The organism is Streptomyces sp. NRRL F-2664, from assembly GCF_000719345.1.
GTDB lineage: Bacteria > Actinomycetota > Actinomycetes > Streptomycetales > Streptomycetaceae > Streptomyces.
In genome coordinates this window covers 64,153-82,551 of sequence record NZ_JOFX01000013.1, presented here as the reverse complement: position 1 = coordinate 82,551, position 18,399 = coordinate 64,153, and the positions used below count along the sequence as shown (strand labels likewise).

21 protein-coding genes are annotated in these 18,399 nt (G+C 71.4%); 6 read left to right on the top strand and 15 right to left on the bottom strand.

Translation table 11 applies throughout. From position 1 onward, the window contains the following. Window positions 1-53 precede the first annotated feature (53 nt). The gene (locus tag IF89_RS0114645; protein WP_030766749.1) at window positions 54-308 is read left to right on the top strand and encodes a hypothetical protein; all 255 of its coding nucleotides are present in this window, start codon (window positions 54-56) and stop codon (window positions 306-308) included. Between the two features lie 302 nt (window positions 309-610). Here IF89_RS0114645 and dapD read toward each other — a convergent pair whose 3' ends face one another. Continuing rightward, the gene (gene dapD / locus IF89_RS0114640) at window positions 611-1,591 is read right to left on the bottom strand and encodes a 2,3,4,5-tetrahydropyridine-2,6-dicarboxylate N-succinyltransferase (protein ID WP_030766746.1); all 981 of its coding nucleotides are present in this window, start codon (window positions 1,589-1,591) and stop codon (window positions 611-613) included. Between the two features lie 9 nt (window positions 1,592-1,600). Next, window positions 1,601-2,842, bottom strand: a complete 1,242-nt coding sequence (locus IF89_RS0114635) for an MFS transporter (RefSeq protein WP_030766742.1) — start codon at window positions 2,840-2,842, stop codon at window positions 1,601-1,603. Window positions 2,843-2,936: 94 nt separating this feature from the next. On the opposite strand from IF89_RS0114635, the gene IF89_RS0114630 reads away from it, so the two are divergent. Next, on the top strand, window positions 2,937-3,812 hold the full coding sequence (locus IF89_RS0114630) for a winged helix-turn-helix transcriptional regulator (protein WP_030766740.1): 876 nt from the start codon (window positions 2,937-2,939) through the stop codon (window positions 3,810-3,812). 34 nt (window positions 3,813-3,846) lie between these two features. Here the strand turns inward: IF89_RS0114630 and IF89_RS0114625 are convergent, their stop codons facing one another. The 10 genes from IF89_RS0114625 to IF89_RS0114580 form a co-directional block, all read right to left on the bottom strand. Continuing rightward, window positions 3,847-4,407, bottom strand: a complete 561-nt coding sequence (locus IF89_RS0114625; protein ID WP_030766736.1) for a TetR/AcrR family transcriptional regulator — start codon at window positions 4,405-4,407, stop codon at window positions 3,847-3,849. Next, window positions 4,407-4,727 carry a DMT family transporter gene (locus IF89_RS0114620; protein ID WP_030766733.1) on the bottom strand — a complete coding sequence of 107 codons (321 nt, stop codon included), beginning with the start codon at window positions 4,725-4,727 and terminating at the stop codon, window positions 4,407-4,409. Before IF89_RS0114620 ends, IF89_RS0114625 begins: the two co-directional genes overlap by 1 nt. Before the next feature lie 140 nt (window positions 4,728-4,867). Further along, entirely contained in the window at window positions 4,868-5,212 is a 345-nt protein-coding gene (locus IF89_RS0114615; protein WP_030027092.1) for a metal-sulfur cluster assembly factor, read from the bottom strand. Continuing rightward, the gene (sufU, locus tag IF89_RS0114610; RefSeq protein WP_030766730.1) at window positions 5,209-5,670 is read right to left on the bottom strand and encodes a Fe-S cluster assembly sulfur transfer protein SufU; all 462 of its coding nucleotides are present in this window, start codon (window positions 5,668-5,670) and stop codon (window positions 5,209-5,211) included. Before sufU ends, IF89_RS0114615 begins: the two co-directional genes overlap by 4 nt. Window positions 5,671-5,692: 22 nt before the next feature. After that, entirely contained in the window at window positions 5,693-6,949 is a 1,257-nt protein-coding gene (locus tag IF89_RS0114605; RefSeq protein WP_030766728.1) for a cysteine desulfurase, read from the bottom strand. Next, window positions 6,946-7,710 carry a Fe-S cluster assembly ATPase SufC gene (sufC, locus tag IF89_RS0114600; RefSeq protein WP_030766727.1) on the bottom strand — a complete coding sequence of 255 codons (765 nt, stop codon included), beginning with the start codon at window positions 7,708-7,710 and terminating at the stop codon, window positions 6,946-6,948. Before sufC ends, IF89_RS0114605 begins: the two co-directional genes overlap by 4 nt. 7 nt (window positions 7,711-7,717) lie before the next feature. Next, window positions 7,718-8,035 carry a bifunctional 3-phenylpropionate/cinnamic acid dioxygenase ferredoxin subunit gene (locus IF89_RS0114595; protein ID WP_030766726.1) on the bottom strand — a complete coding sequence of 106 codons (318 nt, stop codon included), beginning with the start codon at window positions 8,033-8,035 and terminating at the stop codon, window positions 7,718-7,720. Next, the gene (sufD, locus tag IF89_RS0114590; protein ID WP_030766724.1) at window positions 8,035-9,216 is read right to left on the bottom strand and encodes a Fe-S cluster assembly protein SufD; all 1,182 of its coding nucleotides are present in this window, start codon (window positions 9,214-9,216) and stop codon (window positions 8,035-8,037) included. Before sufD ends, IF89_RS0114595 begins: the two co-directional genes overlap by 1 nt. A gap of 72 nt (window positions 9,217-9,288) precedes the next feature. Then, window positions 9,289-10,704: a Fe-S cluster assembly protein SufB gene (gene sufB, locus IF89_RS0114585; protein WP_030766722.1), complete on the bottom strand. Its 1,416-nt coding sequence runs from the start codon at window positions 10,702-10,704 to the stop codon at window positions 9,289-9,291. Then, window positions 10,701-11,462: a helix-turn-helix transcriptional regulator gene (locus tag IF89_RS0114580; protein WP_030766719.1), complete on the bottom strand. Its 762-nt coding sequence runs from the start codon at window positions 11,460-11,462 to the stop codon at window positions 10,701-10,703. Before IF89_RS0114580 ends, sufB begins: the two co-directional genes overlap by 4 nt. Before the next feature lie 347 nt (window positions 11,463-11,809). Here IF89_RS0114580 and IF89_RS0114575 point away from each other — a divergent pair, with 347 nt between their 5' ends. From IF89_RS0114575 to IF89_RS0114560, 4 genes are all read left to right on the top strand, one after another. Then, a complete protein-coding gene (locus IF89_RS0114575; protein ID WP_030766717.1) occupies window positions 11,810-12,736 on the top strand; it encodes an ABC transporter ATP-binding protein in 927 nt (308 codons plus the stop codon). Further along, window positions 12,733-13,500, top strand: coding sequence for an ABC transporter permease (locus IF89_RS0114570; protein ID WP_030766714.1), 768 nt, complete (start codon window positions 12,733-12,735; stop codon window positions 13,498-13,500). The genes IF89_RS0114575 and IF89_RS0114570 overlap by 4 nt, the downstream gene beginning before the upstream one ends. 68 nt (window positions 13,501-13,568) lie before the next feature. Beyond that, window positions 13,569-14,702, top strand: coding sequence for a hypothetical protein (locus IF89_RS37990; protein ID WP_051807071.1), 1,134 nt, complete (start codon window positions 13,569-13,571; stop codon window positions 14,700-14,702). Window positions 14,703-14,736: 34 nt separating this feature from the next. Beyond that, window positions 14,737-15,696 (top strand): COX15/CtaA family protein, encoded by a 960-nt coding sequence (locus tag IF89_RS0114560; RefSeq protein WP_030766711.1) that lies wholly within the window; start codon window positions 14,737-14,739, stop codon window positions 15,694-15,696. A 31-nt stretch (window positions 15,697-15,727) separates the two neighbouring features. Here IF89_RS0114560 and IF89_RS0114555 read toward each other — a convergent pair whose 3' ends face one another. From IF89_RS0114555 to IF89_RS0114545, 3 genes are all read right to left on the bottom strand, one after another. Further along, the gene (locus tag IF89_RS0114555; RefSeq protein WP_030766708.1) at window positions 15,728-16,819 is read right to left on the bottom strand and encodes an amidohydrolase family protein; all 1,092 of its coding nucleotides are present in this window, start codon (window positions 16,817-16,819) and stop codon (window positions 15,728-15,730) included. Between the two features lie 127 nt (window positions 16,820-16,946). After that, the gene (locus IF89_RS0114550; protein ID WP_043193942.1) at window positions 16,947-17,306 is read right to left on the bottom strand and encodes a hypothetical protein; all 360 of its coding nucleotides are present in this window, start codon (window positions 17,304-17,306) and stop codon (window positions 16,947-16,949) included. Between the two features lie 24 nt (window positions 17,307-17,330). Continuing rightward, complete coding sequence (locus tag IF89_RS0114545; RefSeq protein WP_078557166.1) at window positions 17,331-18,278, bottom strand: heme o synthase; 948 nt, start codon at window positions 18,276-18,278, stop codon at window positions 17,331-17,333. Window positions 18,279-18,399: the final 121 nt, after the last annotated feature.

Here is an 18,399-nt window from a genome sequence, read left to right as displayed (position 1 = left end):
CCCGATCTTGTCCCGGACCGGCTCGCACCGGCCGCACCCCCTGGAGGGTCCTGGTGTTCCCCTCGATCTCCCTCGCCCAGGAAGTCGGGCTCGCCGTCCTGCTCGTGGCGGCGCTCGTCTGGATCGCCGACCTGGGCCGCATGATGTGGGACAGCCGCTTCCGCCGGCCGGAGCCCACCACGGCCGAGACGCTGCCGCTGATCCCGGCCCAGCGCAGCTCCGCGTCGCACCCCATGGAGTCGGTGCAGCTGACCGAGGCGGAGGAACAGGCCTTCGCCGGCCTGATCCGCACGATCCCCCTCCACTGAGCGTCCGTCCGACGCTCCGCGGTCATGGCCACCGTCCAGTCGGACGGCCATCAGGTCCAGGACCCGCGACCCCGGCCGGACGCCGTCGTCCGCTTCGGCCCACGGCCCGGGCCGAGAGGCCCGGGACGGTGCGCAGCCGCTGTGCTCGGCCGTCACGAGACGTCAGGCGGATGCACGTGCGCCCTCCCGGCCGTCTTGGGGTCCGGGAGGGCGCTCGTCGGTGACCGGCCTTGACCGCGGGTGGCGGCTCACTCGCAGGTCTGCGCGGTCGTGTGCTCGGCCGCGGGGAGGGCGGCCAGGGGTCAGTTGTGGCTGTGGAGGACCTCGTTCAGGCCGCCCCAGGTGGCCTTGTAGGGGCGGGCCTCGACGGTGCCGGTGACCGAGTTGCGGCGGAAGAGGATGTTGTCGGCGCCGGAGAGCTCCAGGGCCTTGACGACCTGGCCGTCCGGGAGGGTGACGCGGGTGCCCGCGGTGACGTAGAGGCCGGCCTCGACGACGCACTCGTTGCCGAGGGCGATGCCCACGCCCGCCTCGGCGCCGACCAGCGTGCGCTCGCCGATCGAGATGATCTGCTTGCCGCCGCCGGAGAGGGTGCCCATCGTGGACGCGCCGCCGCCGATGTCGGAGCCGTCGCCGACGACGACGCCCGCGGAGATGCGGCCCTCGACCATGGAGGTGCCGAGGGTGCCGGCGTTGAAGTTGACGAAGCCCTCGTGCATGACGGTGGTGCCCTCGGCGAGGTGCGCGCCGAGGCGGACGCGGTCCGCGTCGGCGATGCGCACGCCCTTGGGGGCGACGTAGTCCGTCATCCGCGGGAATTTGTCGATCGAGGTGACCTGCAGGTGCAGGCCCTCGGCGCGGGCGTTGAGGCGGACGGTCTCGACCTGGTCGACGGCGACCGGGCCCAGCGAGGTCCAGGCGACGTTGGCCAGGAGGCCGAAGACGCCGTCGAGGTTCTGGCCGTGCGGCTTGACCAGGCGGTGGCTGAGCAGGTGCAGGCGCAGGTACGCGTCGTGCGCGTCCAGCGGCTTGTCCTCCAGGGAGGCGATGACCGTGCGGACGGCTACGACCTCGACGCCGCGGACCGCGTCCGTGCGGATCGCCTTGGCCGCGGCGGCTCCGAGGAGCTCGACGGCCTGCTCGGCGGTGAGGCGCTCGGTGCCGGCCGGGCCGGGCTCGGCGACCAGCTCGGGGGCGGGGAACCAGGTGTCGAGGACGGTGCCGTCGGGGGTGATGGTGGCAAGTCCGGCGGCGACGGCGCCGGTGGTACGCGTAGCAGTCATGCCCGAAACCTAACCGGCGACGGCCTGCGGTTGCGAACCGGTCTCATGTGCCGGTCGGGGCGCGTGTCGGGCCGTGCGCCGCCGCTGCCGTGCGGAGGCCCACAGCACCGCCCCGCCCGCCGCCGCCGCGAGCCCTGCGCACAGCGGCCACAGAAGCCCTGGTGCGGCCGCGTACAGCGCGCCGCCCAGCGGCGGGCCGATGACGACGCCGCTGACCGAGATCCCCGCGTACAGGCTCTGGAACCGGCCGACGGCGTGCTCGGGCGCCTCGTCGGCGACGTAGGCCGTCGCGGTGGTCTTGTAGAGGATCTCCCCGAGGCTCAGCAGGACCATCATCACCACGGCGCTCGTGATCCCCGCCCCCCACAGCAGCGCCCCGTACCCGGCCCCGACCAGCACCAGCCCGGTGGCGATCACGGGCAGCGCAGGCCGCTCGCGCAGTGCGACGGCCGCCGGCAGTTCCAGCAGCAGGATCACCCCGCCGTTGAGGGCGATGACGAGCCCGAAGGCGCGCGGGTCCAGGCCGTGGTCGGTGAGGAAGACGGGGAAGGTGGAGTACTGCTGGCGGTAGACGACGTCCGTCACCAGGATCGCGCCGAGCACCACCAGCAGGGCGGGCCGGGCCCGCAGTTCGGCGGCGAGTCCGCGACCCCGACCCCCGTCCGGGGTCGCGGAAGCCGTGCGGGAGGCGCCGCGCGCCGGGACCACGCGGGCGGTCCAGAGGGCGAAGAAGAGGGTGCCGACGCCGTCGGCGACGAAGAGCCAGTCGTAGGAGAGCCCGGTCGCGATCAGGGCGCCCAGCGGCGGCCCGAGGGTGAATCCCCCGTTGGACGCGCAGCGTACGAGGGCGAAGGCCTGGCGGCGGCCCCCTTCCGGAACCGTGACCGCGACGAGCGCGGAGTTGGCGGCCCGGACCACCCCGGAGGCGTACTGGGCCAGCGGCATGGCTGCGAAGAGGAGCGGCGTGGGCAGCAGCGGGAAGGAGGCCAGGGCCAGTCCGCCGAGGCCGGCGGCCGCGAGGAGCACCCGGCGGTGCCCGAAGCGGTCCCCGTACCAGCCTCCGCTGAAGTTGCCCGCGACCAGGCCGATCCCGCCGATTCCGGTGACGAGGCCGGCCTGGGCGGCGCCGAGCCCGCGTGGGCCGGTCAGGTAGAGGAAGACGAAGACGAAGGTGAAGCTGACGACGGCGTTGACGAACACCCCCGCAGCCAGCAGCCACACGACCCTCGGTATGTCCTTGAACCCCTGCAGCACACCCGTGCCCCCCGCTCGCGATCAGTCAGTTCCTTTTGGGAACTGACTATGGCAGCATGACAGCCTTGGGTCAACGGACGAAGGAGTTCCCATGGCCCAGCGCACGCACCTCGGCGACGCGGACTGCGCCATCGCCCAGGCCCTCGACGTGGTGGGCGACTGGTGGACGCTGCTGATCGTGCGGGACGCCGCACGCGGCCTGCACCGCTTCGACGAGCTGCAACACGAGCTGGGGGTGTCCCGCAAGGTCCTCGCGGAACGCCTGAAACTGCTCGTGGAGGCCGGGGTGCTGTCGCGCGAGCCGTACCAGGAACGTCCGGTACGGCACGAGTACCGGCTGACCCCGCGCGGGCGGGGGCTGCTGCCGGTCCTGGTGGCCCTCCAGGACTGGGGCGACACCTGGGTCCTGGGAGAGGGAGAGATGACGGCGACGACCGACGAGGCCTCGCGCGAGGCGGAACGGGTGCACGCACTGCATGGCACGCGGGTGCCGCCACTGCTGTTGCCGGACCGTTTCGGCGGACTCGCCGACCCGGTTGCGGACACGCCCTTCACGGTCCTGTACTTCTTCCCGGGCGCGTACGCCCGGGCCGAGTCCTACCCGCCCGGCTGGGCCGGGATCCCGGGCGCCAAGGGCTGTACGTTCGAGTCGTGCACGTACCGGGACCAGCTCGCGGAGTTCACCGCGGCCGGCGCCACCGTGCACGGCGTCTCGACCCAGCGACCCGACGAGCAGCGGGAGTTCGCCGAGCAGGAGCGCCTGCGCTTCCCACTCCTCTCGGACGCAGACCTCGCGCTGACGGCCGCGCTGCGGCTGCCGACGTTCCGCGCGGCGGGAGTGAGCCGGATCAAGCGGCTGACGCTGGTCGTCGACCGCGACCGCACGGTGCGCGAGGTGATCTACCCGATCCGCGACATCGAGGCGAGCGTCCGGACGGCCCTGACGGCCGTGCGCTCCGCCTCCTGACCGGTGGCCCGCTGCGCCCGGGTCGGCAGCGCCCTCAGGGCGTGCTCCGGGGTCGCAGGAGTCGGCCCAGCACCTCGCGGGCGTACGGCTCGTCGTACTCGGCGTCCGTCAGCAGGACCTGCAGGCTGATGCCGTCCATCGCCGCCACCAGCGCCCGGGCCGTGGCCGGGTCGGTCCTCGGGGCCAGTGCCTCGGCCGCGGCCGCGCACCACTCGGCGGCGACCGGCCGCAGGGCGGGGCGGCGCAGCGCGGCGAGGTAGAGCTCGTACTCCAGCTCCACCCGGCCCCGGTCCCCGGCGAGGATCTCGCCCAGGAGGCGGGCCAGGGCGCCGGCGAGGTCCGCTTCCGGGTCGGCGAGTGCCGGCGCGTCCGCCACCGCCCGGGCGAAGCCCTCGTTGGCCTGCCGAAGCGCCGCGACCAGCAGGTCGTCCAGCGTCTTGAAGTGGTATGTCGTCGAACCGAGCGGTACGTCGGCCTCGGCGGCCACGCTGCGGTGGCTCAGCCCGGCGATACCCCTGGCGCCCACCACCCGGATCGCGGCGTCGATGATCCGCTGGCGCCGGTCCGGGTCGTAGCGCCGCACACCCTGCGGCATCAGTGCGCGCCCCCCACATTGAGCAGGACCACTCCCGCGATCACCAGGGCGATCCCGGCGATCTTCGCAACGGTGGCCGCCTCCCCCAGGAACACCATGCCGATCGCGGCGATCGCGGCGGTGCCGACACCGGCCCAGATCGCGTACGCCGTGCCGACTGACATGGACTTGAGCGTCTGCGCGAGGAGGGTGAAGGCTATGGCGTACCCCAGCAGGGTGCCCAGCGAGGGCCACAGCTTCGTGAAGCCGTCGCTGTACTTCATGGCGGTGGTGCCGGCGACCTCGGCGGCGATGGCTGCGGCAAGCAGGACGTAGGGCATGCGTACAACGGTACACATCGATGCGTACAGCTGTACACAGGATCGGTGGGCCGACGGCCCCGCCTCCTGCCGGCGGGACCGGAACGCAGGGAGGGCCCCCGGCACGGTGCCGGGGGCCCTCCCTGTGCAGGCGGGGGTGATCAGACGTTGAAGCCGAGCGCGCGAAGCTGCTCGCGGCCGTCGTCCGTGATCTTGTCCGGGCCCCACGGCGGCATCCAGACCCAGTTGATCCGGAGCTCGTTGACGATGCCGTCCGTCGCCGACTTCGCCTGGTCCTCGATGACGTCCGTCAGCGGGCAGGCCGCCGAGGTCAGGGTCATGTCGAGGGTGGCGATGTTCGCGTCGTCGATGTGGATGCCGTAGATCAGGCCCAGGTTCACGACGTCGATGCCCAGCTCGGGGTCGACCACGTCGTAGAGGGCCTCGCGGACCTCCTCCTCGGTGGCCGGCTTGGTCGACGCCTCGGGCGTCGCGTTCTCGGTCATGCCGTCTTCCTCTCCGCGTCGCCCAGAGCCTGGGCCGTCGCGTCCTTCCACGCCATCCAGCTCAGCAGGGCACACTTCACACGGGCCGGGTACTTGGAGACGCCGACGAACGCGACCGCGTCCTCCAGCACGTCCTCCATGGCCTCGTCGGGCTCGATCTTGCCCTTGGACTGCATCATCTCCAGGAACACCGCCTGGATCCTCTGCGCCTCGGCCAGGTCCTTGCCCACGAGCAGCTCGTTCAGTACGGAGGCGCTGGCCTGGCTGATGGAGCAGCCCTGGCCCTCGTAGCTGACATCCGTCAGCGTCTCACCGTCGTACTTCACGCGCAGCGTGATCTCGTCACCGCAGGTCGGGTTGACGTGGTGCACCTCGGCGTCGCCGTCGCGCAGGCCACGCCCGTGCGGGTGCTTGTAGTGGTCCAGGATCAGTTCCTGGTACATCGAATCCAGCTTCACTGCGTCCTCGTCGCCTCGTCCGTCAGCCGAAGAAGTTCCGTACGTGCTCCAGCCCGTCGACCAGCGCGTCGACGTCGGCCGGAGAGGAGTACAGGTAGAAAGACGCTCGCGTCGTCGCCGGAATTCCGTAGCGCAGGCAGACGGGGCGCGCGCAGTGGTGTCCCACGCGGACCGCGATGCCCTGCTCGTCCAGGACCTGGCCGACGTCGTGCGGGTGGATGTCGCCGAGCACGAAGGAGATCGCGGCGCCGCGGTCCTCGGCCGTGGTGGGGCCGATGATCCGCAGGTCGGGCACCTCCGCGAGGCGCTTGATCGCGTACTCGGTGATCGCGTGCTCGTGCGCGGCGATCCTGTCCATGCCGATCGCGGACAGGTAGTCCACGGCCGCGCCGAGGCCGACGGCCTGGGCGATCGGGGGCGTACCGGCCTCGAACTTGTGCGGGGCGGGGGCATAGGTCGAGGCGTGCATCGACACGGTCTCGATCATCTCGCCGCCGCCGAGGAACGGGGGCAGGTCCTCCAGCAGCTCCTGGCGGCCCCACAGGACGCCGATGCCGGTCGGGCCGCACATCTTGTGGCCGGTGAAGGCCACGAAGTCGGCGCCGAGCGCCTGCACGTCGAGCGGCATGTGCGGAGCGGCCTGGGAGGCGTCGATCAGGACCAGCGCGCCGACGTCCTGGGCGCGCCGGACGATCGCCTCGACCGGGTTGACCGTGCCCATGATGTTGGAGACCAGCGTGAAGGAGACGATCTTCGTCTTCTCCGTGATGACCTCTTCGATGGTGGACAGGTCGAGCCGGCCCTCGTCGGTGAGGCCGAACCACTTCAGCTTCGCGCCGGTGCGCTGCGCGAGCAGCTGCCACGGCACGATGTTGGAGTGGTGCTCCATCTCCGTGATGACGATCTCGGTCTCGCGGTCGACCCGGTAGGGCTCGTCCGCCCAGCCGAGCATGTTCGCGACCAGGTTGAGCGACTCCGAGGCGTTCTTCGTGAAGATCACCTCGTCGCGGCTCGGCGCGTTGATGAAGGCGGCGACCTTGTCGCGGGCACCCTCGTACAGCGCCGTGGCCTCCTCGGCGAGCACGTGCACGCCGCGGTGGACGTTCGCGTTGTGCTGCTCGTAGTACTCGTTCAGCGCGTCGAGTACCTGGCGCGGCTTCTGCGAGGTCGCCGCGTTGTCCAGGTAAACGATCTTCTTCCCGTCGTGGACCACACGATCCAGCAGGGGGAAGTCCTTGCGGATCGCCTCGATGTCGAGGAGGCCAGGCAGCTGTGTCACGCGGTCGCGCCACCCTTCACGTACTTGTCGTAGCCCTCGTTCTCCAGCTGGTCGGCGAGCTCGGCGCCGCCGGACTCGGCGATGCGGCCGTTCGCGAAGACGTGCACGAAGTCGGGCTTGATGTAGCGCAGGATGCGCGTGTAGTGGGTGATCAGCAGGGTGCCGACCTCGCCGGTCTCGCGGACGCGGTTGACGCCCTCGGAGACGATGCGCAGGGCGTCGACGTCCAGGCCGGAGTCGGTCTCGTCGAGGATCGCGATCCTCGGCTTGAGGAGCTCCAGCTGGAGGATCTCGTGGCGCTTCTTCTCACCGCCGGAGAAGCCCTCGTTGACGTTGCGCTCGGCGAAGGCCGGGTCCATATGGAGCTGCTCCATCGCGGACTTGACCTCCTTCACCCAGGTGCGCAGCTTGGGGGCCTCGCCGCGGATGGCGGTGGCGGAGGTCCGCAGGAAGTTGGAGACCGAGACGCCGGGGACCTCGACCGGGTACTGCATGGCGAGGAAGACGCCGGCGCGGGCGCGCTCGTCGACGGACATCTCCAGGACGTCCTCGCCGTCGAGGGTGACGGTGCCGCCGGTGATCGTGTACTTCGGGTGGCCGGCCAGCGAGTACGCCAGCGTGGACTTGCCGGAGCCGTTCGGACCCATGATGGCGTGCGTCTCACCCTGCTTGACGGTGAGGTCGACGCCCTTGAGGATCTCGCGGGCGCCGTTCTCGGCCTCGACGGAGACGTGCAGGTCGTGGATTTCAAGCGTTGCCATGGATACCTCAGGACTCCTGGGTGAGGGAGACGAGCACATCGTCCCCTTCGATCTTTACGGGGTATACGGGGACGGGGCGCGTCGCGGGCAGACCGGAGGGCTTGCCGGTGCGCAGGTCGAAGGCCGACCCGTGCAGCCAGCATTCGATCATGCAGTCCTCGACCTCGCCCTCCGAGAGCGAGACGTTCGCGTGCGAGCAGATGTCGTTGATGGCGAACACCTCCCCGTCGGTGGAGACGATGGACACGGGCGTGCCGTCGAGTTCCACCCGCTTGGGGGTGTTCTCCTCCAGCTCGCTCAGCGCGCAGGCCTTGACGTAGCTCATCAGACGGAGCTCTTCTGGAGCTCGGCCTCGATCTTGGCGATCAGGCGCTCCTCGATGTCGTCGACACCGATCTGCTGGACGAGCTCGGCGAAGAAGCCGCGGACGACCAGGCGGCGGGCCTCGTCGGCCGGGATGCCGCGGGCCTGCAGGTAGAAGAGCTGCTCGTCGTCGAAGCGGCCGGTGGCGGAGGCGTGGCCGGCGCCGACGATCTCGCCGGTCTCGATCTCCAGGTTGGGCACGGAGTCGACCCGCGCGCCGTCCGTGAGGACGAGGTTGCGGTTCATCTCGTAGGTGTCGGTGCCCTCGGCGCTCTTCTCGATGAGCACGTCACCGATCCAGACGGCGTGGGCGTCCTGGCCCTGGAGCGCGCCCTTGTAGACGACGTTCGACTTGCAGTGCGGGGCGTCGTGCGTGACAAGGAGGCGGTGCTCCTGGTGCTGGCCGGCGTCCGTGAAGTACAGGCCGAGCATCTCGGCCTCGCCGCCGGGGCCCGCGTAGGTGACGCGCGGGTGCAGGCGGACCAGGTCGCCGCCGAAGGTGACGACCACGGACTTGAAGCTGGCGTCGCGGCCGACGAGGGCGTTGTGCTGCGAGGTGTGGACGGCGGTGTCGTCCCAGTCCTGGACGGACACGAAGGTCACCTTGGCGCCGTCGCCGACGAGGATGTCCACGTTGGCGGCGCGCACGCCGTCGCCGGTGTGGTCGATCACGATGATCGCCTCGGCGAAGGGCTTCACGTCGAAGACGGTGTGGCCGAAGGTCGTGCCGCCCTCGCCGTGCAGGGCGACCCGGATCGGCTCGCCGAGCACGGTCTCCTTGGGCACGGTGATGACCGTGGCCTTGGCGAAGGCCGAGAAGGCCTGCGCGGCGACGCGGTCGACGGGGGTGCCGGCCCTGCCGACCCGCTCGTCACCGCGCTCCACCGACTCCACCGTGACGCCCTCGGGCGCGTCGATCTGGGCCTTCATGGTGCCGTCCGCGACCGCGGTGCCGTCGTGCAGGCCCCTCAGGCGGGCGAGCGGGGTGAACCGCCACTCCTCCTCGCGGCCGTGCGGGACCGGGAAGTCGGCCACGTCGAAGGACGGGGGCGCGCTCATCCGGGTGGCGACGGTGGACTCGGCGGCCACCGCGATCGCGCCGGCGGTGGTGGAGCCCGCCGGAATGTTTTGAGCCTCAGCCATGGCTGTCGTCTTGCTCTCTTCCTACGTCTACGAAAATCGTCGCTGTGCTGCGGTACGGGGGTGGTCGGCGGGTCAGCCGACCGAGCCCTCCATCTGCAGCTCGATCAGCCGGTTGAGCTCCAGCGCGTACTCCATCGGCAGCTCCTTCGCGATCGGCTCGACGAAGCCGCGCACGATCATGGCCATGGCCTCGAACTCGGTGAGGCCGCGCTGCATGAGGTAGAAGAGCTGGTCGTCGGAGACCTTCGAGACGGTGGCCTCGTGGCCCATCGTCACGTCGTCCTCGCGGACGTCCACGTACGGGTACGTGTCCGAGCGGGAGACGGTGTCCACGAGCAGCGCGTCGCACAGCACGTTGGACTTCGAGCCGGAGGCGCCCTCGCCGATCTCGACCAGGCCGCGGTAGGAGGTCCGGCCACCGCCGCGGGCCACCGACTTGGAGACGATGTTCGAGGAGGTGTTCGGCGCCATGTGGACCATCTTGGAGCCGGCGTCCTGGTGCTGGCCCTCGCCCGCGAAGGCGATGGACAGGGTCTCGCCCTTGGCGTGCTCGCCCATCAGGTAGACGGCCGGGTACTTCATGGTGACCTTGGAACCGATGTTGCCGTCGATCCACTCCATGGTCGCGCCCTCGTAGGCCACGGCGCGCTTGGTGACCAGGTTGTAGACGTTGTTCGACCAGTTCTGGATCGTCGTGTAGCGGCAGCGGCCGCCCTTCTTCACGATGATCTCGACGACGGCGCTGTGCAGCGAGTCGGAGGAGTAGATCGGGGCGGTGCAGCCCTCGACGTAATGGACGTAGGCGTCCTCGTCGACGATGATCAGCGTCCGCTCGAACTGGCCCATGTTCTCCGTGTTGATGCGGAAGTAGGCCTGGAGCGGGATGTCCACGTGGACACCCTTGGGGACGTAGATGAAGGAGCCGCCGGACCACACCGCGGTGTTCAGCGACGCGAACTTGTTGTCGCCGACCGGGATGACCGTGCCGAAGTACTCCTGGAAGAGCTCCGGGTGCTCCTTGAGCGCGGTGTCCGTGTCGAGGAAGATCACGCCCTGCTCCTCCAGGTCCTCGCGGATCTGGTGGTAGACGACCTCGGACTCGTACTGGGCCGCGACACCGGCGACGAGGCGCTGCTTCTCCGCCTCCGGGATGCCGAGCTTGTCGTAGGTGTTCTTGATGTCCTCGGGCAGGTCCTCCCAGGAAGCGGCCTGCTTCTCGGTGGAGCGCACGAAGTACTTGATGTTGTTGAAGTCGATGCCGGAGAGGTCGGAGCCCCACATCGGCATGGGCTTCCTGTCGAAGAGCTTGAGGCCCTTGAGGCGGAGGTTCAGCATCCACTCCGGCTCGGACTTCTTCGCCGAGATGTCGCGGACGACGTCCTCGGACAGACCCCGCTTGGCAGCGGCACCGGCCGCGTCGGAGTCGGCCCAGCCGTATTCATAGGTGCCCAGGCCATCGAGCTCAGGGTGAGCAGTCTCCGTGGTCATGCGGGGTTCCTCCCGGCCGTACTTGCAGATACTGATGTGTCGGTCTGTGTGGTGCCCGCGCTGCGTGGAATGAACGTGGTGCACACTCCGTCGCCATGGGCGATCGTGGCGAGGCGCTGCACGTGCGTCCCGAGCAGGCGTGAGAAGACCTCGGTCTCCGCCTCGCAGAGCTGCGGGAACTGCTCGGCCACGTGGGCGACCGGGCAGTGGTGCTGGCAGAGCTGTTCACCGCTGTGCGGACCGGGAGCGCTCTTCGCCGTAGCAGCGTACCCGTCCTGCGTCAACGCCTTGGCCAGGGCCTGCGCGCGGCCTTCGGGGGCGGCCGCATCGACGGCCTCCCGGTAGGCCTGCGCCTGCGACTCCATGCGCGCCCTGGCGAAGGCGGCGACGGCCGCCTCGCCCTGCTCGCCGCCGCCGACCGACTGCGCGATCCAGCGCAGGGCGTCCACGGCGAGCTTGTCGTAGGACTGGTCGAAGGCGTCGCGGCCGCAGTCGGTGAGCGCGAAGACCTTGGCGGGCCGACCCCGGGTCCGCGCTCCGTACACGCGCTGCTCACGTGCTTCGACCACGTCGTCGGCGACGAGGGTGTCGAGGTGGCGGCGGACGGCGGCCTGGGTCAGGCCGAGACGCTGGGCGAGGTCGGCGACGGTGGACGGACCGTGGTCCAGGATCGAGCGCGCCACGCGGTTGCGGGTTGACCGCTCCCCGGTGGCGAGCTCCCCCTGGGGGGCCTCGTTCTGCCGTTCGCCGTATTTCACAACGCCATTGTTGCGTAATTAACCGAGCCTGGACAAGCCGTGACGGACGCCACGCCTGGTGGCCTCCATCACTAAGGGTTACCTTATTTATCGACGGAGAGTTATACGGAGGGGAATGTTCCAGCAGCATTCCCCGCGCCACCAGCGCCCGATACGCGGCCCTCACCAGCACTCATTCACTCACAGCGATGCCCCGCACCGCGAACATCGCGCTCCGCAAAAGATCACGGAAACCGGATGAGCACCCCAGGGCCACCGGACTGAAAAAAGCCATTTCCGCGACCGGGTGTTCGAATCCGCGGACCTCGGCCCGAGACCGTCCCCGCAGCTCCGTAGACTCACCCACCATGAGCAACGACCCCGCCGTGCAGATCCGCGGACTGGTGAAGCGGTACGGCGCCAAGACCGCGGTGGACGGACTGGACCTCACCGTCGGCCGCGGCTCCGTCACCGCGGTCCTCGGTCCCAACGGCGCGGGCAAGACGACCACCGTGGAGACCTGCGAGGGCTACCACCGCCCCGACGCCGGCACCGTCCGCGTCCTCGGCCTGGACCCGGTCGCCGAGGCCGAGGCGCTCCGCCCGCGGATCGGCGTGATGCTCCAGTCCGGGGGCGTCTACTCCGGAGCCCGCGCCGTGGAGATGCTGCGCCACATGGCGAAGCTGTACGCCGACCCGCTCGACCCGGACACCCTGGTGGAACGCCTGGGACTCGGCGGCTGCGGCCGCACCCCCTACCGCCGGCTCTCCGGCGGCCAGCAGCAGCGCCTGGCCCTGGCCATGGCCGTGGTGGGCCGCCCCGAGCTGGTCTTCCTCGACGAGCCCACCGCCGGCCTGGACCCGCAGGCCCGCCGGGCCACCTGGGACCTCGTACGGGAACTGCGCGCCGACGGGGTCACGGTCGTCCTCACCACCCACCACATGGACGAGGCCGAGCAGCTCTGCGACGAGGTCGCCATCGTGGACGCGGGCCGGGTCATCGCCCAGGGCAGCCCGGAGCGGCTGTGCCGCGGCGGCGCCGAGAACACCCTGCGCTTCACCGGCCGCCCCGCCCTCGACCTGGCCTCCCTGCTGAAGGCGCTGCCCGACGGCACCCTCGCGGCCGAGGTCACCCCGGGCGTCTACCGGGTGACCGGCGAGGTCGACCCGCAGCTGCTGGCCACCGTCGCCTCCTGGTGCGCGCAGAACGGCGTGCTGCCGGACAGCCTCGCCGTGCAGCGGCACACCCTCGAAGACGTCTTCCTCGAACTGACCGGTAAGGAGCTGCGCGCATGAGCGCCGGCACGTTCACCCCGCGCCCGGGATCCGCGCCCGTCTCCCGCATGATCCTCGCGCAGACGGCGCTGGAGACGCGGATGCTGCTGCGCAACGGCGAGCAGCTGCTGCTGACCGTGATCATCCCGGCACTGCTCCTGGTGCTGTTCTCCGCCGTCAACATCGTCGACACGGGCGCCGGGAAGCCGGTGGACTTCCTCGCCCCCGGCGTCCTGGCCCTCGCCGTGATGTCGACCGCCTTCACCGGGCAGGCCATCGCCACCGGCTTCGACCGCCGCTACGGAGTCCTCAAGCGGCTCGGGGCCTCCCCGCTGCCGCGCTGGGCGCTGATGGCCGCCAAGACCCTGTCGGTACTGGTCACCGAGGTGCTGCAGATCGCCCTGCTGACGGCGATCGCCCTCGGCCTGGGCTGGTCGCCGCAGGGCGACCCGCTGTCGGTCGCCGCGCTCGTCCTGCTGGGCACCGCCGCCTTCTCGGGGCTCGGCCTGCTGATGGCCGGCACGCTCAAGGCCGAGGTCACGCTGGCCGCCGCCAATCTGGTCTTTCTGCTGCTGCTGGTCGGCGGCGGCGTGATCGTGCCGCTCGACAAGTTCCCCGGGGCCGTCCGGTCCGTCCTGGAGCTGCTGCCGATCTCCGCCCTGTCCGACGGACTGCGCGAAGTGCTCCGGCACGGGGCCGTGCTGCCGTGGGGCGACGCGGCGGTGCTCTCCGTCTGGGCCGTACTCGGGCTGGGCGCCGCCGCACGGCTCTTCCGCTGGGAATGAAACCCTTTCCCTCCCGGCCGCGCAGCCGGGAGGATGGGCGCCTCCACACATGAAGCCGGGGGGCGGACATGGTGCAGCGGGAGGCCGTTCTTCGGCTGGACGACCAGTGGGCGCGGGTGCGGGCGGGGGCCTCGCAGGCGGATCCGGCGGAGTGCGAGAGGCTGCTGGACCAGCTGATCGGCGCCCTGCGCACGCTCACGGACGATCCCCGGTGCACCGCCCTGCTGGGTCTGCGCCTCGCGGACCGGGCCGCGCTGCGGTTCGCCGCGGGGGACCGTGCGGGCGCCCTCGCCACCATCGAGGAAGGCCTGCGCAGCTCCGAACGCGCCGCCGAGCACGACCCCGAGTACGCCCGCTGGTACGCCCGCGGGCTGATCAACCACGGGGTGTGGCTGGCCTGGCCGCTGAGCGACGCGCACCGGCTGCCGAAGCACCCCCTCGGGCCGGCCGGCGGGGAGGGCCCGAGCCCGATGGAGCGGGCCGCCGGTGAGCGCGCCCGCGACCTGACCCGTACGGCGGTGGAGGTGTGGGCGGGACTGGACCAGGCCGATCCGGTCAACCGGCGGGGTCTCGCCCAGGCCAAGGTGTTCCTGGGGGACCGCCTGGCCGAACTGGGCGCCGCACAGGAGGCGGTGGCCTGGGCGGTGGACGCGGAGGCCGACTTCCGCCGGCTTCTGCTGGCCGACCCGGCCGCCGAGGAGGCAGGGTCGGCCGAGGAGGCCCTGGACCACATCGACCGCCAGCTGGAACTGCGCCTGCGCCATCTGGCCTTCGACGAGCTGGTCGGCCTGCGCACGCGGGGGCTGCTGCCCGAGCGGCTGCTGCCGCGGGCCGTGGTGGCGGCCCGGATCCGGTCGGTGGAGGAGGCGGAGATCGCGGCCCGGCTGCACCTGGACGCCGAACAGGTACGCACGATGCTGGAGGTCACGCCGTGGCTCGCGGTGTGGCGCTTCGACGTCCGCGGCCCGGACGGACTGTGGACCGCGCTCCCCCCTCCCTGGCGCGGCGCCACCGAGGTGCGCAACCGCACGGCCCAGGACGTGGGAGGCGCGCTGGTACGGGAATTCACCGGCTCGCCGGACCACCCGGGCGACGCCGCGCACTGGCGGGTCCTGCTCTGGTGGCACGAGGAGGGCGGCCCCGCCGCTGCCCGGTTCAGGCTGCTCGTCGGCCCCGACGCACCCTCGCCCACCCCCTCGTGAAACTTTGCACAAGGGGTCGCCTACGATATGGGGCGTGTTGAACCCCCTCGCTTACATCGCCAGCCGCTGGACTCCGTCACCACGGATCGTCCGGCGGGCCGCGCTCGCCGCGCTCGTCATGAGCGTGGCCATCGTCGTCACCGGCGGCGCGGTGCGGCTGACCGGATCCGGTCTCGGCTGCGACACCTGGCCCAAGTGCACCGACGACAGCCTGATCACAACGCAGGAGCAGGGCTTCCACGGCGCCGTCGAGTTCGGCAACCGGATGCTGACGTACGTGCTCAGCGCCGCCGTCGGCTGGGTGATCGTCGCGGCCCGGTCGGCCGAGCCCTGGCGCCGCTCGCTGACGAGGCTCGGCTGGATTCAGTTCGCCCTCGTGCTGTGCAACGCCGTGCTCGGCGGCATCACCGTCATGACGGGCCTCAACCCGTACAGCGTGGCGGGGCACTTCCTGCTCGCCACCGCGCTGATCGCGGTGACGACCATCACCTGGCAGCGCGTCGGCGAGGGCGACACCGCCCCGCGGCCGCGGGTCCCCGGCCCGGTCCGCAAGCTGGCGTGGGCGCTGGTCGCCGCGACCCTGGTGCTGATCGCCGCGGGCACGGTGGTCACCGGATCCGGCCCGCACGCCGGCGACAGCAGCGAGATCGAGCGGATGCCGTTCGACTGGGAGGCCACTGCCCACGTCCACGCCATCGCCGCCTGGGTCGTCTGCGCGCTGGCCGTCGCGGCGTGGCTGGTGCTGCGCGTGGTCGACGCTCCCCTCGACACCCGCGCCCGCGCCCGCGACCTGCTGCTCGTCCTGCTCGCCCAGGGTGGCATCGGCTACGTGCAGTTCTTCACGGACCTGCCCGAGGTGCTCGTCGCCGTGCACATGCTCGGTTCCTGCCTGGTGTGGATCGCCGTGCTCCGGCTCACCCTGAGCCTGCGCGAGCGGCCGGTCGACGAGGCGGGGATCCCGGCGGCGGACGAGGCCCGGCTCTCCGCGGTCTGACCGGGCCGGTCCCTACCCTCCCGGCCCGGCGTCAGGGCCGGTCCAGCCGGTAGACGCGGCGGGCGTTGCCCGCCGCGACCATGGCCGCCACCCGGTCGGCGTCCCGCCAGGACCAGGACCCCTCGGCGACCCAGCCGCCCAGCACCCGGGTCAGCGCGTCCCGGAAGACGAGGGCGCCCACCGCGTGCAGTTCGGGCAGCCCCCGTCCCGCGCTGGAGAACAGCAGCTTCCCGAACGGCGCCAGCTCCAGCAGCTCGGCGAGGACCGCCGAGGCCCGCGCCCCGGTCCGCGCGAGGCCCGCGCCCGCGTCGGCGTAGACGTGCGGGTAGTCCTGCGCGAGCCGCGCGGTGTGCCGGTGGTACGGATATCCGCCGAGCAGCACCAGCCGTGTGCCCATGCCGGCCGTGGCCCGTACGAACCCGGTCAGCGCCGCGGGGTCCCCCGTACCGGTGTGCAGCTGGAGCGGGAGCCCGCAGGCCACCGCGCTCCACAGCAGGTGCCGCAGGAGGACGGGGTCGCGTACGGGCCCGCCGCGCGCCCGACCGGCCAGCCAGCGCCCGGCCGCCCCGCGCACGTCGCCCGGAGCCGGCGGCTCGGGATCGAGGGCCGGGCCGTCGGGGCCGCCCGGGGCCGTGGCGCAGGCGAAGGCGGCCGCCCCCGCGGCGGCGTGGTGGACGGCCTCGGCGAGGTGGGCGAGGAACGCGGTGACCGTCCCGGACGTGTCGGCGACCTGCTCGGCCAGCGACTCCAGCCGCACGGTCTCCAGGGCCTCCGCGTCGGCGGCGAGCGCCAGTTCCTTGGGAGCGGTGAGGTCGCCGGCCGTCCCGGTGTCGACCAGGTAGACGCCGGTCCCGGACCCCCGCAGCAGCCGCCGCGCGGACTCGGCGGGTCCCAGTTCCCGGCGCCGGGCCAGGTAGCGGGCGGGGGCGGCGTGCGGCTCCAGTCCGAGGAGCGGCGGACACCACCGGCGGACGGCGAAGCCGGTCTGGGTGTCGAAGAAGGTGGTGCCCGCGGCGGGCGGGCCCGCCGAGTGGATCAGCTGGGCCTCGAAGGTGCCCAGGCCCAGCTCCGTACGGAGGACTCCGTGGCAGTACTGGTCCACCAGGGGCGGCGTTTCGATCATCCGGACATCCCGTTGCGGACGTGGGGAAGGCGCTTCCACACGTCCTAACGGGTGAGCGGGGTGTGAGGTGTTGCTCGGGCTGTTGACCGAGACCGGACCGCGGCTCCCGGGCGCCGGTCGCGCGCGGTCAGTCAGCCGGGTTCTCGGGGCCGCCGAGCTGGAGGCCGGCCATCCGCGACCACTCGTACGGGCCGGTCCGCACGCGCGCGGCGAACTCCCCGTCGAACTCGTCGTGGAGGGTCAGCCCGGCCTTCTCCGCGGCCAGCTGCGCCACCGCGAAGGTCGGGGCGACCAGGTCGCCCCAGCCGCCGTCCGTGCCCACGAGGACGATGCGGGTGCCGGCCTGGCCGATGTGGGCGAGCTGGCCCTCGGCACCCCCGTGCTGCTTGGCGAAGGCGCCGATCTGCTTGGCCAGCTTGGCGGCCGTACGGTCCTGCTTCTTGTCCGCGGCGCCTGCGGCGGCCGCCGTGTCTGCGGTGTCTCCCATGGAAACCATGCTACCGGCGAGTAATCAACGGAGGAAGGGATCCACGGCGACGGCCACGAACAGCAGCGACACGTAGGTGATCGACCAGTGGAACAGGCGCATCTCCTTGAGCTTCGCGCCGGTGACGCCCGCCTTGGCGCGCGCGTGCAGCGCGTGCGCCTCCCACAGCCACCAGCCGCCGGCCAGCAGCGCGACCGAGGTGTAGAACCAGCCGGTGTAGCCCAGCGGCGTCAGCAGCAGCGAGACGCCGACCATCACCCAGCTGTAGAGGACGATCTGGCGCGCCACGACCTTGTTGCCCGCGACGACCGGGAGCATCGGCACGCCGACGCGCGCGTAGTCGTCGGCCACCTTCATCGACAGCGGCCAGTAGTGCGGCGGCGTCCAGAAGAAGATGACGAGGAAGAGGATGACCGCGGCCCAGGAGACCTCGTTGCGGACCGCGGACCAGCCGATGAGCACCGGCAGGCAGCCCGCGATGCCGCCCCAGACGATGTTCTGGGTCGTGCGCCGCTTCAGCAGCATCGTGTAGACGACGACGTAGAAGAGGAGCGCGCCGAGGGACAGGGCGGCCGACAGCCAGTTGACGAGCAGGCCGAAGAACAGGGTGGAGACCACGCCGAGCGTGATGCCGAAGACCAGGCACTCCCGCGGGCTGACCATGCCGGTCACCAGCGGACGCTGCGAGGTGCGGTCCATCAGCGCGTCGATGTCGCGGTCGATGTACATGTTCAGCGCGTTGGCGCCGCCCGCGGACAGGTAACCGCCGACGCAGGTCACCAGGACCAGCCACAGCGACGGCACGCCCTGCTCCGCGAGGAACATCACCGGCACTGTGGTGATCAGCAGAAGTTCGATGATCCGCGGCTTGGTCAATGCCACGAAAGCCATGACGCGGGTCCCGAACGGCCGGTGACCGGGGCTCGTCCCGAGCACCCCCGCTGGACGGGATTCGACGGCCGTCACGCACACCCCTGAGAGAGAATCCAGCAAGCCCCGACTCCGGCCTTTCACAACGGGGAGGCGCGGTTGGGGCTTGCGCGTACCACGCCACTGTAGACGTTGCGCTTACGTCGCCCCGCGCCGGGGTCGT